This window comes from Streptomyces corchorusii (assembly GCF_001514055.1).
In the GTDB taxonomy this organism is placed as follows: domain Bacteria; phylum Actinomycetota; class Actinomycetes; order Streptomycetales; family Streptomycetaceae; genus Streptomyces; species Streptomyces olivaceoviridis.
Genome location: NZ_KQ948359.1, coordinates 427,890 through 442,329, shown reverse-complemented (window position 1 = coordinate 442,329; position 14,440 = coordinate 427,890). Strand labels below are relative to the sequence as shown.

16 protein-coding genes are annotated in these 14,440 nt (G+C 71.7%); 12 read left to right on the top strand and 4 right to left on the bottom strand.

The window, feature by feature from the left end:
- Position 1 precedes the first annotated feature (1 nt).
- Positions 2–394, bottom strand: coding sequence for a VOC family protein (locus tag AQJ11_RS25440; RefSeq protein ID WP_014671156.1), 393 nt, complete (start codon positions 392–394; stop codon positions 2–4).
- Between the two features lie 71 nt (positions 395–465).
- On the opposite strand from AQJ11_RS25440, the gene AQJ11_RS25435 reads away from it, so the two are divergent.
- On the top strand, positions 466–1,005 hold the full coding sequence (locus AQJ11_RS25435) for a GNAT family N-acetyltransferase (protein ID WP_014671155.1): 540 nt from the start codon (positions 466–468) through the stop codon (positions 1,003–1,005).
- A 40-nt stretch (positions 1,006–1,045) separates the two neighbouring features.
- Here AQJ11_RS25435 and AQJ11_RS25430 read toward each other — a convergent pair whose 3' ends face one another.
- Positions 1,046–1,729 (bottom strand): glycerophosphodiester phosphodiesterase, encoded by a 684-nt coding sequence (locus AQJ11_RS25430; RefSeq protein WP_014671154.1) that lies wholly within the window; start codon positions 1,727–1,729, stop codon positions 1,046–1,048.
- A gap of 355 nt (positions 1,730–2,084) precedes the next feature.
- On the opposite strand from AQJ11_RS25430, the gene AQJ11_RS25425 reads away from it, so the two are divergent.
- The 4 genes from AQJ11_RS25425 to AQJ11_RS25410 all read left to right on the top strand — a co-directional run bounded on the left by AQJ11_RS25425 (position 2,085) and on the right by AQJ11_RS25410 (position 6,013).
- Positions 2,085–3,482: a DUF6421 family protein gene (locus AQJ11_RS25425; protein WP_059264494.1), complete on the top strand. Its 1,398-nt coding sequence runs from the start codon at positions 2,085–2,087 to the stop codon at positions 3,480–3,482.
- Between the two features lie 38 nt (positions 3,483–3,520).
- Entirely contained in the window at positions 3,521–4,270 is a 750-nt protein-coding gene (locus AQJ11_RS25420) for an SDR family oxidoreductase (RefSeq protein ID WP_059264493.1), read from the top strand.
- Positions 4,267–5,337 (top strand): threonine aldolase family protein, encoded by a 1,071-nt coding sequence (locus tag AQJ11_RS25415; RefSeq protein ID WP_014671151.1) that lies wholly within the window; start codon positions 4,267–4,269, stop codon positions 5,335–5,337. Before AQJ11_RS25420 ends, AQJ11_RS25415 begins: the two co-directional genes overlap by 4 nt.
- Before the next feature lie 85 nt (positions 5,338–5,422).
- Complete coding sequence (locus AQJ11_RS25410) at positions 5,423–6,013, top strand: transglutaminase-like domain-containing protein (RefSeq protein ID WP_014671150.1); 591 nt, start codon at positions 5,423–5,425, stop codon at positions 6,011–6,013.
- 325 nt (positions 6,014–6,338) lie between these two features.
- Here the strand turns inward: AQJ11_RS25410 and AQJ11_RS25405 are convergent, their stop codons facing one another.
- On the bottom strand, positions 6,339–7,073 hold the full coding sequence (locus AQJ11_RS25405) for a lysophospholipid acyltransferase family protein (protein WP_058079545.1): 735 nt from the start codon (positions 7,071–7,073) through the stop codon (positions 6,339–6,341).
- A 310-nt stretch (positions 7,074–7,383) separates the two neighbouring features.
- Between AQJ11_RS25405 and AQJ11_RS25400 the strand changes: the two genes are divergently transcribed.
- The 6 genes from AQJ11_RS25400 to AQJ11_RS25380 all read left to right on the top strand — a co-directional run bounded on the left by AQJ11_RS25400 (position 7,384) and on the right by AQJ11_RS25380 (position 12,013).
- On the top strand, positions 7,384–7,785 hold the full coding sequence (locus tag AQJ11_RS25400) for a thioredoxin family protein (RefSeq protein ID WP_059264492.1): 402 nt from the start codon (positions 7,384–7,386) through the stop codon (positions 7,783–7,785).
- Positions 7,786–7,868: 83 nt separating this feature from the next.
- Positions 7,869–7,949, top strand: a complete 81-nt coding sequence (locus AQJ11_RS52735) for a putative leader peptide (RefSeq protein WP_351788011.1) — start codon at positions 7,869–7,871, stop codon at positions 7,947–7,949.
- Positions 7,950–7,993: 44 nt separating this feature from the next.
- A complete protein-coding gene (locus AQJ11_RS25395; protein ID WP_014671147.1) occupies positions 7,994–8,503 on the top strand; it encodes a flavin reductase family protein in 510 nt (169 codons plus the stop codon).
- A gap of 227 nt (positions 8,504–8,730) precedes the next feature.
- Complete coding sequence (locus AQJ11_RS25390; RefSeq protein ID WP_041664989.1) at positions 8,731–9,516, top strand: electron transfer flavoprotein subunit beta/FixA family protein; 786 nt, start codon at positions 8,731–8,733, stop codon at positions 9,514–9,516.
- Positions 9,517–9,568: 52 nt separating this feature from the next.
- Positions 9,569–10,531: an electron transfer flavoprotein subunit alpha/FixB family protein gene (locus AQJ11_RS25385; protein WP_059264491.1), complete on the top strand. Its 963-nt coding sequence runs from the start codon at positions 9,569–9,571 to the stop codon at positions 10,529–10,531.
- Positions 10,532–10,714: 183 nt separating this feature from the next.
- Positions 10,715–12,013, top strand: coding sequence for a DUF6986 family protein (locus AQJ11_RS25380; RefSeq protein WP_059264490.1), 1,299 nt, complete (start codon positions 10,715–10,717; stop codon positions 12,011–12,013).
- A 115-nt stretch (positions 12,014–12,128) separates the two neighbouring features.
- Here AQJ11_RS25380 and AQJ11_RS25375 read toward each other — a convergent pair whose 3' ends face one another.
- Entirely contained in the window at positions 12,129–13,178 is a 1,050-nt protein-coding gene (locus AQJ11_RS25375; protein ID WP_015493200.1) for a LacI family DNA-binding transcriptional regulator, read from the bottom strand.
- Between the two features lie 204 nt (positions 13,179–13,382).
- Between AQJ11_RS25375 and AQJ11_RS25370 the strand changes: the two genes are divergently transcribed.
- Positions 13,383–14,336: an ROK family protein gene (locus tag AQJ11_RS25370; RefSeq protein ID WP_014671142.1), complete on the top strand. Its 954-nt coding sequence runs from the start codon at positions 13,383–13,385 to the stop codon at positions 14,334–14,336.
- Positions 14,337–14,440: the final 104 nt, after the last annotated feature.

Here is a 14,440-nt window from a genome sequence, read left to right as displayed (position 1 = left end):
CCTAGATCCCCGGCCGGTACCGCAGTGGATGGTCCGACGGGATCTCCACCAGGACGATCGGGGTGCCGTCCGGATCGGCGATCCACATCTCGACCAGGCCCCACGGCTCCCGCACCGGCGGCCGGACGATCTCGACGCCCCGCGCCCGCAGTTCCTCGCCCGCGGCCTTCACGTCCTCGACCTGCAACCACAGCCGGACCGCGGGCGAGGGCGGCCCCTCGGACCGGCCGGACACCTCCAGGAAGCCGCCGCCGAGGAAGTAGACCGTGCCGCGTTCGGGGCCGGTACCGAACTCGCGGTAGACGGACAGCCCCAGCTGCTCGCCGTAGAAGGCGCGGGAGCGCTCGGGGTCGGTGGGCCGGAGCAGGATCCGGCTGCTGAGTACATGCACCATGCGGGGGGAGCCTAGCGGCAGGGTTACCCTCGTCCGTGGCTCAGCCACGCCCGAGATCGGAGACCCGCACCATGGACACCCTCGCCACCGGACTCGCCTTCCGGGATGCCACCGACGCCGACGTCGACGCCCTCGTCGCACTGATCGAGTCGGCCTACCGGGGGGACAGCAGCCGGGCCGGGTGGACCACCGAGGCGGACCTGCTGGAAGGGCAGCGGACCGATCCGCAGGGCGTGCTGGAGGTGATCAAGGCCCCCGGGAGCCGGCTGCTGGCCGTCGAGCGGGACGGTCGTATCGTCGCCTGCTGCCAGCTGGAACACCGCGGCGCCCACGCCTACTTCGGCATGTTCGCGGTCAGCCCCGCCATGCAGGGCGCGGGCCTCGGCAAGACCGTCATGGCGGAGGCCGAGCGCCTGGCCCGGGAGACCTGGGGTGTCACCGAGATGCAGATGACGGTGATCTCCCAGCGGGAGGACCTGATCGCCTGGTACGAGCGCCGCGGCTACCGCCGTACGGGCCGGACGCAGCCGTTCCCGTACGGCGACGAGCGCTTCGGCGTGCCGCGCCGCGCCGACCTGCGGTTCGAGGTGCTGGTCAAGCCGCTGGTGTGACGTCGTGGCCGGCGTCCGGGCGCGGGCCCGGGCGCCTGGGTCACGCGGTGAAGCGGCCCGTGCGCTTGATCTCGGGATAGTCGGTCGTCGCCCCGTCCAGCTCCAGGGCGCGGACCAGCCGCAGATGGTCCTGTGTGTTGACCACCCAGCCGACGATCCGCAGTCCGGAAGCGCGCGCGTGCTCGACGATCTCCAGGGTGAGCCGGCGGATGTCGAGGCACACGGTGGCGGCGCCCACGGCGACGGCTCGGTCCACCACGTCGGTGCCGTACCGGCTCGCGACCAGCGCGGTGCGCACGCCCGGCACCAGCCGCGCGATCTCGGCGACCGCCTCGTCGTGGAACGAGGACACCTCGATCCGCGCGGTCAGGTCACGCGCACGCATCACCTCGGCCAGTGCCCGCGCCGCCGCGACATCCTTGATCTCGGCCTGCAACGGCGTGTCCACCGCCTCCAGGACCTCCTCGAAGACCGGCACCCGCTCGCCGCGGCCCGCGTCCAGGGCGCGCAGCTCCGCGAGGGTCTTCTCGGCGACCGGTCCCGAGCCGTCGGTCGTACGGTCCACCTCCGCGTCGTGCATGACGACCAGGGCGCCGTCCTTGCTGAGATGCAGATCGAGTTCGATCAGGTCCAGGCCGGCCTGCTGCGCGGCGACGAAGGAACGAAGGGTGTTCTCGGGCTCGACGCCCATGACACCGCGGTGACCGATGGTAAGGAAGTTCAAGGTTCAACTCGCTTCCGTCGACGGCGGCTCGGCGACGCGCGCACCGACGGCCCCCGTACCGGACGTCGTCGTCCACGCGGCAGGCTCGCAGCCTAATGGCCGGGCCGCGCGTTGAACCCGTGGCTGCACCGGGCATCCGGCACCCGGACGCCCGCCCGCCGGCCGGTATCCATCGGATCATGACCGCCCCCGGCTCGCATGTTGTCGCCGAAGTGAGCGTCGTCACGGTTTACGGCAGGAAAAACATCGGTGACCAAGGGGGTGGACAGAATAATTTCCCGATCCCGGTCTTGCTGAGAGAAACCGGGTATGCATACGGTGTCCATACGCGAGGTTCTCCTGTGGAGGATGGGACATGACGGAAATTCTTGTGCAGTCGGGTGCGGAGGACCAGGTTTCTCCGCTGACCAGGGTGGTGGAGCACCCGGCCTGGCCCGTGCTCAAGGATGCCGTGGAGCACATCCGGCCATGGCAGTCGAAGGACGGATCGATCGACTTCGACGCCGAGGGCGCCCCCGAGCGGGCCGAGGCCGTCGCGGCCGTCGAGCGTGTCGCCGGCGCGGTCGAGCAGCTCTCCCCGCTCCTTCCGCATGACGCCGCCTACCACCAGGCGCTGGTGAAGGACCTCCGCCGCTGGGCCGAGGGCGGCTTCCAGGTGCCGGACTTCCTGGACTCCCTGCTGGTCTTCAACCCGGCCGCGAACCGCGCCGACGGCCTCCAGCACCTGGTCGTCTTCCCGATGTACACGCAGAACGGCAACCCGGACCGCAACCTGGAGGCGGTCGTGCTGCGCATGGTCTGGCCGGACTGGCTGGCCGAGCTGGAGCGCACCCGGTACGACAACCCGCTCTTCTGCGGCATCACCTTCGAGGACTTCACCTCGGGCTACGACACCAACTCCGCCGTTCTCTTCCCGGAGACGATCGCCGTCCGCGAGGCGCCGGAACGTTTCTCCTGGGGCGGCATCTTCTGCGACCGCGAGGCCGCCCGCTTCCGCCGCGTGACCGAGGCCGCCGTCGGCCTCCTGGGCCTGGAGCTGCCCGAGGACATCGCCGCGATGGTCCACGACCAGAAGCGCTGCGAAGAGGCCTTCGTGCTCTGGGACATGGTCCACGACCGCACCCACAGCCACGGCGACCTGCCGTTCGATCCCTTCATGATCAAGCAGCGCCAGCCGTTCTGGATGTACGGCCTGGAGGAGCTGCGCTGTGACCTCACCGCCTTCAAGGAGGCCGTCAAGCTCCAGGCGGACGGCGTCCCGCAGGCCCGTGACGTGCAGTACGCGGTCCTCTTCGACCGCATGTTCCGCTTCCCGGTCACCGGCGACCGCAACCGCAACTACGACGGCCTCGGCGGCCAGCTGCTCTTCGCCTACCTGCACAGGCACGACGTCGTCCGCTGGACCGACAACAAGCTCTCCATCGACTGGGAGCGCGCCCCGCAGGTCACCAACCAGCTGTGCGCCGAGATTGAGAAGCTCTACCGGGACGGCATCGACCGCCCGAAGCTGGTGCACTGGTTCGCCGGCTACCAGCTGGTCTCCACCTACCTCGCCCCGCACCCCGGCTCCAAGTGGGCCAAGGGTCCGGACGCCCTGGACCTGACCCAGCCCCCGCGCAAGCTCGTGGACGACGTGCTTCCGGACGAGTTTCCGCTGAGCATGTTCTATGAGGCGCTGTCCAAGAAGCTGAAGAATGTGATCGCCTCGACGAAGGGCATCACGGCGGACACCGCCGAGCGGATCGCCGCGTGAGCGACCGCGTCCGGAACACTGCTCAAAAGGGGAAGAACATGGTGGGGAACGGGTCTCTCAGCGGTGCGGTGATCGCGGTGGCGGGCGCGGGCGGACCCGCCGGGCACGCGACGCTGGTCCGGCTCGCCGAGGCGGGTGCGGTCGTCGTCGGCGCGGACAACAACCCGGAGCGGCTGGCGGAGTCCGTGGACGCGGCCCGCTACGCCCGCGGCGGCGCCGTCGTCACCGGCGAGACGGTGGACCTGCTCGACCTGCGCTCGGTCCGCGACTGGGCCGCGCGCATCGAGAAGGAGCACGGCCGGATCGACGGTCTGGTCCACCTGGTGGGCGGCTGGCGCGGGAGCGCGACCTTCGCCGAGACCGACCTGGCCGACTGGGACCTGCTGGAGAAGCTGCTCATCCGCACCGTCCAGCACACCTCGCTCGCCTTCTTCGACGCCCTGCAACGCAGCGACCGCGGCCGGTACCTGCTCATCAGCGCGGCCGGGGCGTCCAAGCCGACGGCCGGCAACGCGGCGTACTCCGCGGCCAAGGCCGCCGCCGAGGCGTGGACCCTCGCCATGGCCGACGGCTTCCGCAAGGCGGGGGGCGAGCAGGGCCCGCACTCGGCGGCTGCCATCCTGGTGGTGAAGGCGCTGGTGCACGACGCGATGCGCGCCGAACGCCCCAACGCGAAGTTCGCGGGCTTCACGGACGTCAAGGACCTGGCCGAGGCAATCGAAGGCGTCTGGCACAAGCCCGCCGCGGAAGTGAACGGAAACCGTCTGTGGCTGACCGAGAAGCCGTGAACCCTCCGAAGACCGACGCGCGTCGCCACCACGACCCGCAGGTCCGCGGTTTCGCCAGTGACAACTACGCCGGCGCCCACCCGGAGGTGCTGGCCGCCCTGGCCCTGGCCAACGGCGGCCATCAGGTGGCGTACGGCGAGGACGACTACACCGAGAACCTCCAGCGGATCATCCGGAGCCACTTCGGGGCCACCGCGGAGGCCTTCCCGGTCTTCAACGGCACCGGCGCGAACGTCGTCGCGCTCCAGGCGGTCACCGACCGCTGGGGCGCGGTGATCTGCGCCGAGAGCGCGCACATCAACGTGGACGAGGGCGGCGCGCCCGAGCGCATGGGCGGGCTCAAACTGCTCACCGTGCCCACGCCGGACGGCAAGCTCACGCCCGAGCTGATCGACCGGCAGGCCTGGGGCTGGGAGGACGAGCACCGGGCGATGCCCCAGGTCGTGTCGATCACCCAGAGCACCGAGCTGGGCACCCTCTACACGCCCGAGGAGATCCGCGCGATCTGCGAGCACGCCCACGCGCACGGCATGAAGGTGCACCTGGACGGCTCCCGGATAGCCAACGCCGCCGCCTCCCTGGACGTGCCCATGCGGACGTTCACCAACGCGGTCGGCGTCGACATCCTCTCCCTGGGCGGGACGAAGAACGGCGCCGTGTTCGGCGAGGCGGTCGTCGTGCTCAACCAGGACGCGGTGCGGCAGATGAAGCACCTGCGGAAGATGTCGATGCAGCTTGCCTCCAAGATGCGCTTCGTCTCCGTGCAGCTGGAGGCGCTCCTCGCCAAGGACCTGTGGCTGCGCAACGCCCGGCACGCCAACGAGATGGCCCAGCGGCTCGCCGAGGGCGTCCGCGCGGTGCACGGCGTGGAGATCCTCTACCCGGTGCAGGCCAACGGCGTCTTCGCCAAGCTGCCGCACGACGTGAGCGAGCGGCTCCAGAAGCGGTTCCGCTTCTACTTCTGGGACGAGGGTGCCGGGGTGGTGCGCTGGATGTGCTCCTTCGACACCACGGAGGACGACGTCGACACGTTCGTGGCGGCGCTGAAGGAGGAGATGGCGCGCTAGCCGCCAACCCCCAGCTCTGCATAGGCATGCGATCACTCGAAAGTTCATTGATTCTCGGGTGATCGCGTTCCTATGCTCTGCGGGCATGGAGCTCACCCAGGACACCGCCGACCTGTCCGCATACCTGGCCGCTGATGAGGCCATCGACCACCATCATCCGGTGGTCCGCCAGACCGCCGCCCGCCTGGCGGCTGAAGTCGCCGACTCGTATGAATATGCGCGGGTCGCCTATGAATACGTCCGGGACGCCATCCCGCACTCCCAGGACTCCGGCGACCTCCGCGTCACCTGGCGCGCCTCCGACGTGCTGGCCCTCGGTACGGGCATCTGCTACGCCAAGTCCCACGCCCTGGTCGCCCTGCTGCGGGCCGAGGACATCCCGGCCGCCCTGTGCTACCAGCGGCTGGCGGACGGCGAGGGCGGGCACGTGGTCCACGGCCTGGCCGCCGTCCGCTTCCGCGGTGCCTGGCACCGGCAGGACCCCCGCGGCAACAAGCCGGGCGTCGACGCCCGGTTCTCGCTGGAGGGCGAGCGGCTGGCGTGGACCCCGGACCCCTCGTCCGGCGAGACGGACCATCCCGTTCTGTACGCCGCACCACACCCGGCCGTTCTCGCCGCCCTACGGGCCGCACCCGACCGGCCGTACCTGTGGAAGACGCTCCCCCGGGCCCTCTGAGACGGGCAGGACGGCCTTCGTGATCGAGGGTGCGGAATCGTCAACGGGCGCCGTCGTCAGGCGAGTTGGGCTCCGCGGGACGACGTCGCCCGCCACCCCGCAGCCCGCCTGTCCGGGCGTGCGCCGCACGAGGTCCGCACCTGTCCGCCCGGCGCGAGGTGCACACCGCCTTGCGCGCCCGATCCCCGGCAGCCTGCCCGTGTCCTTGATCAACCTCAGCCGGCGGGTGGGCCGGCGCGCTGCGCACCGATGGCCGGGCGGGGCTGGGCGTTCCGTTGGCTGAGCCCCGGCGGGGACCCCGTGCGCTCGGTCCGTGCCGCGCGCCTCAGTGCGCCTCGGCCGCGGCCGTGCGCAGTTCCTCGGCCGACGGCGCCGTGCCGCCCAGGTGGGTGGGGAGCCACCAGGTGTCCTCCGGGCCCTTGGGGCGGCCCGGGTACGCGCGCTGGGCGGCGTCCAGGAGTTCCTGGACGCGTTCGCGCAGGCGGCGGGTGATCGCGCCGGCGTACTGGTCGCGCGGTGCCTCCACCGGCTCGCCGACGCGGACGGTGACGGGCAGGTGGTTGCGCTTGAAGTTGCGGGGGTGGCCCTTCGTCCACAGCCGCTGCGTGCCCCACACCGCCATCGGGACCAGCGGGACGCCCGCCTCCTGGGCCAGGCGGGCCGCGCCCGACTTGAAGCCCTTCAGCGTGAAGGACTGCGAGATCGTCGCCTCCGGGAACACCCCGATGACCTCACCGGAGCGCAGCGAGTCCAGCGCGTGCGCGTACGCCGCCTCGCCCTGGTCGCGGTCCACCGGGATGTGCTTCATGCCCCGCATCAGCGGCCCGGAGACCTTGTGCCGGAAGACCGACTCCTTCGCCATGAACCGCACCAGACGCTTCTGCGGCAGCGCGGCCAGGCCGTTGAAGATGAAGTCCAGATAGCTGATGTGATTGCTCACCAGCACCGCGCCGCCCGCGCGCGGGATGTTCTGCGACCCCTGGCAGTCGATCCGCAGATCCCAGACCTTGAACATCGTCTTGGCGAAACCGATGACGGGACGGTAGACCAGCTCTGCCATGGGCGGGGTGGACCCTTTCTGCTCTGCTCGGGAAAGGGGCTCCCGGCGGGAAAGTTACGCAGCCGTAGGTTTACGGCGTCTCGCAGATCGTGCCCGAAGAACGGACGGGGGGCCAGTCTTGGTGCCCCGCGGCGGCGAGATCCTCGTCACGTCGGCCTACATCCCACCGTGGATCCTCATCTCCCCTTACTCCATGCGTGTCCTCGTTCCCCGAAGGGGAGGGGACATGCCCGACCGTGACGGCAGCCGCCGCGTCCGGCGCGGCCCGGGAATCTTTGCGGCCGCCGGAACGCTTCTGTGTGGATGACCGGTGGTGTGCCGGGCGGTGCTCGCGGCGGTGGGCGCCCAGGAAGAGCCGTACGAGCGGCGGAAGGGGAGAACGCGGGTGCGCGGGCACGAAGACGGCAGGCGGCTCGGTGGGGCCGAACTCGGCGGCGAACTGGGGGAGCGCGCCACGCTCGTGCAGTTCTCCAGCGCCTTCTGCGCACCCTGCCGGGCCACCCGGCGCGTCCTCGCCGAAGTCGCCGCGATGGTCCCGGGCGTGACCCACGTCGAGGTCGACGCCGAGGCCCACCTGGGCCTCGTACGCGAACTGGAGATCCTCAAGACGCCCACCGTCCTGGTCCTCGACGCCGGCGGACGGGTGGTGCGGCGCGCCGTCGGACAGCCGCGCAAGGCCGACGTCATCGCCGCCCTCGGGGAGGCCGTGTGAGCGGGTGTCAGGGCACGGTGGGGCACCTTCCGGATCCCGGAACCAGCTTGACTGTACGCGCCACCTATCGTCAGCCTGACCGTATGCCGACCGAACTCCTTCTCTACGGCCGGGTCCACGTCGACCTGGCCCGCACCGCGAGCGCGTACTGTCCGGGCCGTTGAGCTGCCACGGACCCACGCCCCGACTTTCGCAGAAGGACAGTTCCATGACGGCCACGCCCGACCTCGGCACCGCTCGGCTCGCCTCCCCCGACCTGCTCCGCTCCACCTTCCGCCGGCATGCCGCCGGTGTGGCGGTGATCACCGCGCGCGGCGCCTCCGGCCCGGTCGGCTTCACCGCCACCTCCCTGGCCTCCGTCTCCGCCGAACCGCCACTGGTCTCCTTCGGCATCGGCACCGGCGCCTCCAGCTGGCCCGCGGTGGCCGAGGCCGGCCATGTCGGCGTGCACATACTCGGCGAGCACCAGAGCGAGCTGGCGGCCACCTTCGCCCGCAGCGGCGCCGACCGCTTCGGCGCGCCCACCGTCTGGCGGGAGGGCCCGGAAGGCGTACCGGTGCTCGACGGCGTGCTCGCCTGGCTGGTGTGCCGGATCGTCGGGCGGGTCCCGGCCGGTGATCACCGGATCGTGCTCGCCGAGGTGGTCCTCGGCGACCCCTCGGGCGCCGGCCGCCCGCTCCTCTACCACCAGGGCCGCTTCAACGGCCTGCGGGATTGATCACGTCCCGATCGCGCCGCCCCCTCCTGCGAGGCCGTCGAGTTCCGGTTACGCTGCGTTGCGAAGGTCACAGTTCAAAGCGCTTGCTTAGCGGGCATGGACTAGGTGTACTGGCGAGTAATATTTCGTTCGGAGCGTGCGGACGCCCCGACCGGGATCGGCCGCTTGAGGCGCCTATGCTGCCTGCAAGAGGCAGCCCGAAATGACGATGCAGTAGGAGAGCCGGCGTGAGCTTGAGGATCGTTGTCACTGTGAAGTACGTGCCCGACGCCACTGGCGACCGGCACTTCGCCGATGACCTGACCGTCGACCGCGACGACGTGGACGGTCTGCTCTCCGAGCTGGACGAGTACGCGGTCGAGCAGGCCCTCCAGATCGCGGAGAACGCGGACGACGCCGAGGTCACCGTCCTGACGGTCGGCCCCGAGGACGCCAAGGACGCGCTCCGCAAGGCCCTCTCGATGGGTGCCGACAAGGCCATCCACGTCGAGGACGACGATCTGCACGGCACCGACGCCATCGGCACCTCCCTGGTCCTGGCCAAGGCCGTCGAGAAGGCCGGCTTCGACCTGGTCATCTCCGGCATGGCCTCCACCGACGGCACCATGGGTGTCGTCCCGGCGCTGGTCGCCGAGCGCCTCGGCGTCCCGCAGGTCACCCTGCTGTCCGAGGTCTCCGTCGAGGACGGCACGGTCAAGGGCCGCCGCGACGGTGACGCCGCCTCGGAGCAGCTTGAGGCGCAGCTCCCGGCCGTCGTCTCCGTCACCGACCAGTCGGGCGAGGCCCGCTACCCGTCCTTCAAGGGCATCATGGCGGCCAAGAAGAAGCCGGTGGAGTCCTGGGACCTGTCCGACCTCGACATCGAGGCCGAGGAGGTCGGCCTGGACGGCGCGTTCACCAAGGTCGAGGCCGCGACCGAGCGTCCGGCCCGCACGGCCGGCACCATCGTCAAGGACGAGGGCGAGGGCGGCAAGCAGCTCGCTGAGTTCCTCGCGGGCCAGAAGTTCATCTGAGGCCCGCCCCCGCTGACCGCCCCTCAACTTCGTTTCGCAGGAGAGCAATCCCATGGCTGAAGTCCTCGTCTACGTCGACCACGTGGACGGTGCCGTCCGCAAGCCCACCCTGGAGCTGCTGACCCTGGCCCGCCGCCTCGGCGAGCCCGTCGCCGTCGCGCTCGGCAACGGCGCCGCCGACACCGCCGCCACGCTCGCCGAGCACGGCGCGGTGAAGGTCCTCACCCACGACGCGTCCGAGTACGCCGAGTACCTGGTCGTGCCGAAGGTGGACGCCCTTCAGGCCGCCTACGAGGCCGTCTCCCCGGCCGCCGTGCTGGTGCCGTCCTCCGCCGAGGGCAAGGAGATCGCCGCCCGTCTGGCGCTGCGCATCGGCTCCGGCATCATCACCGACGCCGTCGACCTGGAGGCCGGCGACGAGGGCCCGGTGGCCACCCAGTCGGTGTTCGCCGCGTCCTTCACCACCAAGTCCCGCGTCATCAAGGGCACCCCGGTCATCACGGTCAAGCCGAACTCGGCCGCCGTCGAGGCCGCCCCGGCCGCGGGCGCGGTCGAGGCCCTGTCCGTGACCTTCTCGGAGAAGGCGACCGGCACGAAGATCACCGGCCGTACGCCGCGTGAGTCGACGGGCCGCCCGGAGCTGACCGAGGCCGCCATCGTGGTCTCCGGTGGCCGCGGTGTGAACGGCGCCGAGAACTTCTCGATCATCGAGGCCCTCGCCGACCAGCTCGGTGCGGCCGTCGGTGCCTCGCGTGCCGCCGTCGACGCCGGCTGGTACCCGCACACCAACCAGGTGGGCCAGACCGGTAAGTCGGTCTCGCCGCAGCTCTACATCGCCAACGGCATCTCCGGTGCGATCCAGCACCGCGCCGGTATGCAGACCTCGAAGACGATCGTGGCCGTCAACAAGGACGCCGAGGCCCCGATCTTCGAGCTGGTCGACTTCGGTGTGGTCGGCGACCTGTTCGACGTCGTCCCGCAGCTGACCGAGGAGATCAAGGCCCGCAAGGGCTGAGTCCGCCCAGGGCGCGCCCGAGGCCCCGGTGACCGACCCGGTCACCGGGGCCTCGGTGCATCCTGGTGCCGGGCAGGCGCGGGCGGCCACGGTCCGGACGGGGTGTTGACCAGTGAGAATCACCCGGATAACTTCATTCTACGGATTGTTGATTCCGTAGAGCGGAAACTTGGAGGGTGTGGGATGGGTCAGCAGGAGAAGGTGGCGACGAGCCTCGCGGGTGCCGTCAGCGAGGAGATCAGCGCCTCCCTCGCACCGGTCGACGCGGAGCTGGAACGCCGCTACCCCGGGGACCCCGGCACCCGGCAGCCCGTCCACACCGTGTACGTCCCCGGGGACGCCTTCGCCGCCGGCACCCTTCGCTCCTGGGGCGACCAGGCGCTCGCCCTGCTCGACGAACACGCCCCCGACGCCGCCTCCTTCGCGGCGGTCCTCGGCCTGTCCGACGAACTGGCCGAGCCGGTCCACTCCCGCGTCCGCGCCAAGCTGGAGCGCGAGCCCGTCGAGGACCTGCGCGTCGACTTCGAGGACGGCTACGGCCCCCGGCCCGACGCCGAGGAGGACGAGACGGCCGCCCGCGCGGCCCGTCTGATCGCCGAGGCGTACGCGAACGGCACGGCCGCGCCGTACATGGGCATCCGCATGAAGTGCATGGAGGCCGCCGTACGCGACCGGGGCATCCGCACCCTCGACGTCTTCCTCACCGGCCTCGTTCAGGCCGGCGGTCTGCCCGAGGGCCTGGTCCTCACCCTGCCCAAGGTCACCTACCCCGAGCAGGTCGGCGCCTTCGTCCGGCTCCTGGAGGCCTTCGAGAAGGCGCACGGCCTGGACGCCGGACGCCTGGGCTTCGAGATCCAGATCGAGACCAGCCAGGCCATCCTCGCCGCCGACGGCACCGCCACCGTCGCCCGCATGATCCAGGCCGCCGAGGGCCGCGCCACCGGGCTGCACTACGGCACCTTCGACTACAGCGCCTGCCTCGGCGTCTCCGCCGCCCACCAGGCCAGCGACCACCCGGCGGCCGACCACGCCAAGGCGGTCATGCAGGTCGCGGCGGCAGGCACCGGCGTCCGGTTGTCCGACGGCTCCACCAACGTCCTCCCCGTCGGCCCGACCGCCCAGGTCCACGACGCCTGGCGCCTGCACTACGGCCTCACCCGCCGCGCCCTCGCCCGCGCCTACTACCAGGGCTGGGACATGCACCCCGGTCACCTCCCCACCCGCTACGCGGCGGTCTTCGCCTTCTACCGCGAGGGGTTCGAGCAGGCGGCGGCCCGCCTCGCCCGGTACGCCAACCGGGCCGGCGGCGACGTCATGGACGAGCCCGCCACCGCCAAGGCCCTCAGCGGCTACCTGCTGCGCGGCCTGGACTGCGGCGCCCTCGACCTCCCCGAGGTCGCCCGCCTCACCGGCCTGACCCGCACCGACCTGGAGAGCTTCGCGTCCCCCCGCCGCGGCGACCTGACGGCGTCCGCGCAGTAGCGGGGGCCCGGGCGGTTCGCGAGGGGGAGGGCGTCCGGTGACCGGGCTCCTCCTCCCGGACCGCGGGGCTCGATCAGGGCATACGGCCGCGGGGCCCGCCGCCGGGACCCCCCCCTCAGACCGCCGGTGGCAGTTCGCCCGAGCCGCGGGTGATCAGGCGGGTCGGCAGTTCGATGCGTTCGGGGGCGAGGAGGGTGCCGTCGAGCTGGCGGAAGAGGCGCTCGGCGGCGGTGCGGCCGAGTGCCGCCGCGTCCTGGGCGACGACCGTGACGCCGGGCTGGAGCAGGTCGGCCAGCTCGATGTCGTCGAAGCCGACGAGCGCGACCGGGCGGGACTGCTCGGCGAGGACCCGGATCACGGTGACCGTCACCCGGTTGTTGCCGGCGAAGATCGCGGTCACCGGGTCGGCTCCGGACAGCATCTCCTGCGTCGCCCGGCGCACCCGCTCCGGGTTCGTCGCCCCGAGGGACATCCAGCGCTCCTCGACGGCTATGCCCGCGTCCTCCATGGCCGCCCGGTAGCCGCGCAGCCGCTCCGCCGCGGTGTGGATGCGGGGCATGTCGCCGATGAACCCGATCCGGCGGTGGCCGTGCGCGATGAGGTGGGCGACCCCGCCGCGGGCGCCGCCGTAGTTGTCGGACAGCACGACGTCCGCGTCGATCCGTCCGGCCGGGCGGTCCACGAACACGGTCGCCACACCCGCCCGGATCTCCGGCTCCAGGTAGCGGTGGTCGTCCCCGGCCGGGATCACCACCAGGCCGTCCACCCGGCGCGCGCACAGTGCCAGCGCCAGCTCCTGCTCCCGCTCGGGGTCCTCGGCGCTGGAGCCGTTGATCAGCAGGGCGCCGTGCGCGCGGGCCACCTCCTCGACGGCGCGGCTGAGCGGGCCGTAGAACGGGTCCGCGAGATCCTCCAGCACCAGGCCGATGCTCGCCGTCCGGCCCTTGCGCAGCACCCGGGCGCTGTCGTTGCGGCGGAAGCCGAGCGCCTCGATCGCCTCCTGCACCCGGCGCTCGGTGTCCGGGGTGACCCCGGGTTCACCGTTGACCACCCGGGAGACCGTCTTCAGCCCGACCCCGGCGCGCGCCGCCACGTCCTTCATCGTCGGACGGTTGCCGTACCGGTTTCCGGGGAGGCGGTCTGCGCGGCGGGTGGTCTCGGGCACGATGCGTCTGTCCTGTCTCTCGTCCGTCCACGGGGTGGTGCGCGAACCGTGGGCTTGTATGAGGATGTGGCGTCGAGCATAGAGCCTGGACAACGTTGTCAGACGCGCGAGAGACTGTCCACCGCTGTCTCCGGCCTGCGCCCCACCGCTTGACCGGCCTGCCTCTCTTTGGTTTTCAATCTTCAACGGGGAGAACTGACTCTGATGCACACCGACCTCGTGGCGGCCCTGGACATCGGCGGCACCAAGATCGCCGGCGCGCTGGTGGACGGCGGCGGCCGGATCCTGGCCCGGGCCCAGCGCGCCACGCCTGCCCAGCAGGACGGCGAAACGGTCATGCGGGCCGTGACGGAGGTGCTCGGCGACCTCGCCGGGTCGCCCCTGTGGGGACGCGCGGCCTCGGTCGGCATCGGCAGCGCCGGGCCGGTCGACGCCTCCGCGGGCACCGTGAGCCCGGTCAATGTGCCGGGCTGGCGCGACTTCCCACTGGTGGACCGGGTGCGTACGGTCACCGGGGGCCTGCCGGTGGAGCTGATCGGCGACGGTGTCGCGATCACCGCGGCCGAGCACTGGCAGGGCGCCGCGCGCGGCCACGACAACGCGCTGTGCATGGTGGTCTCCACGGGCGTCGGCGGTGGCCTGGTGCTGGGCGGACGCCTGCATCCCGGTCCGACCGGCAACGCCGGGCACATCGGCCACATCAGCGTCGACCTGGACGGCGATCCCTGCCCGTGCGGCTCGCGCGGCTGCGTGGAGCGGATCGCCAGCGGCCCGAACATCGCCCGCCGGGCCCTGGAACACGGCTGGCGCCCCGGGCCCGACGGTGACACCTCGGCCGCCGCGGTGGCCGCCGCCGCGCGCGCGGGCGACCCGGTGGCCGTGGCCTCCTTCGAACGGGCCGCGCAGGCGCTCGCCGCCGGTATCGCGGCCACCGCGACCCTGGTCGAGATCGACATCGCGGTGGTCGGCGGGGGCGTCGGCAAGGCGGGCGACGTCCTGTTCACGCCCCTGCGCAAGGCCCTCACCGACTACGCGACCCTGTCCTTCGTGCGGCACCTCACCGTCGTGCCCGCGCAGATGGGCACCGACGCGGGCCTGGTCGGCGCGGCCGCGGCGGCCCTGACCCGCGCCCCGGACGCGACGGCGGCGAGCCGCTAGGGTCTTTCGTTTGGATCAGGCCGGATCAGGGAGCGGTGCCAGGGCCCGCGAGCCCGGCATGATCCAAACGAGAGGCCCCAGGGTTCGCCGGTTCCGGCGGCGGG

What these genes read in the sequence shown, in the direction of transcription:
- AQJ11_RS52735 (WP_351788011.1), top strand. Translation starts at nt 7,869, where the DNA reads ATGCCGACCGAACTCCTTCTCTACGGCCGGGTCCACGTCGACCTGGCC.
- AQJ11_RS25370 (WP_014671142.1), top strand. Translation starts at nt 13,383, where the DNA reads ATGCACACCGACCTCGTGGCGGCCCTGGACATCGGCGGCACCAAGATC.
- AQJ11_RS25385 (WP_059264491.1), top strand. Translation starts at nt 9,569, where the DNA reads ATGGCTGAAGTCCTCGTCTACGTCGACCACGTGGACGGTGCCGTCCGC.
- AQJ11_RS25380 (WP_059264490.1), top strand. Translation starts at nt 10,715, where the DNA reads ATGGGTCAGCAGGAGAAGGTGGCGACGAGCCTCGCGGGTGCCGTCAGC.
- AQJ11_RS25405 (WP_058079545.1), bottom strand. Translation starts at nt 7,073, where the DNA reads ATGGCAGAGCTGGTCTACCGTCCCGTCATCGGTTTCGCCAAGACGATG.
- AQJ11_RS25410 (WP_014671150.1), top strand. Translation starts at nt 5,423, where the DNA reads ATGGAGCTCACCCAGGACACCGCCGACCTGTCCGCATACCTGGCCGCT.
- AQJ11_RS25395 (WP_014671147.1), top strand. Translation starts at nt 7,994, where the DNA reads ATGACGGCCACGCCCGACCTCGGCACCGCTCGGCTCGCCTCCCCCGAC.
- AQJ11_RS25425 (WP_059264494.1), top strand. Translation starts at nt 2,085, where the DNA reads ATGACGGAAATTCTTGTGCAGTCGGGTGCGGAGGACCAGGTTTCTCCG.
- AQJ11_RS25440 (WP_014671156.1), bottom strand. Translation starts at nt 394, where the DNA reads ATGGTGCATGTACTCAGCAGCCGGATCCTGCTCCGGCCCACCGACCCC.
- AQJ11_RS25420 (WP_059264493.1), top strand. Translation starts at nt 3,521, where the DNA reads ATGGTGGGGAACGGGTCTCTCAGCGGTGCGGTGATCGCGGTGGCGGGC.
- AQJ11_RS25435 (WP_014671155.1), top strand. Translation starts at nt 466, where the DNA reads ATGGACACCCTCGCCACCGGACTCGCCTTCCGGGATGCCACCGACGCC.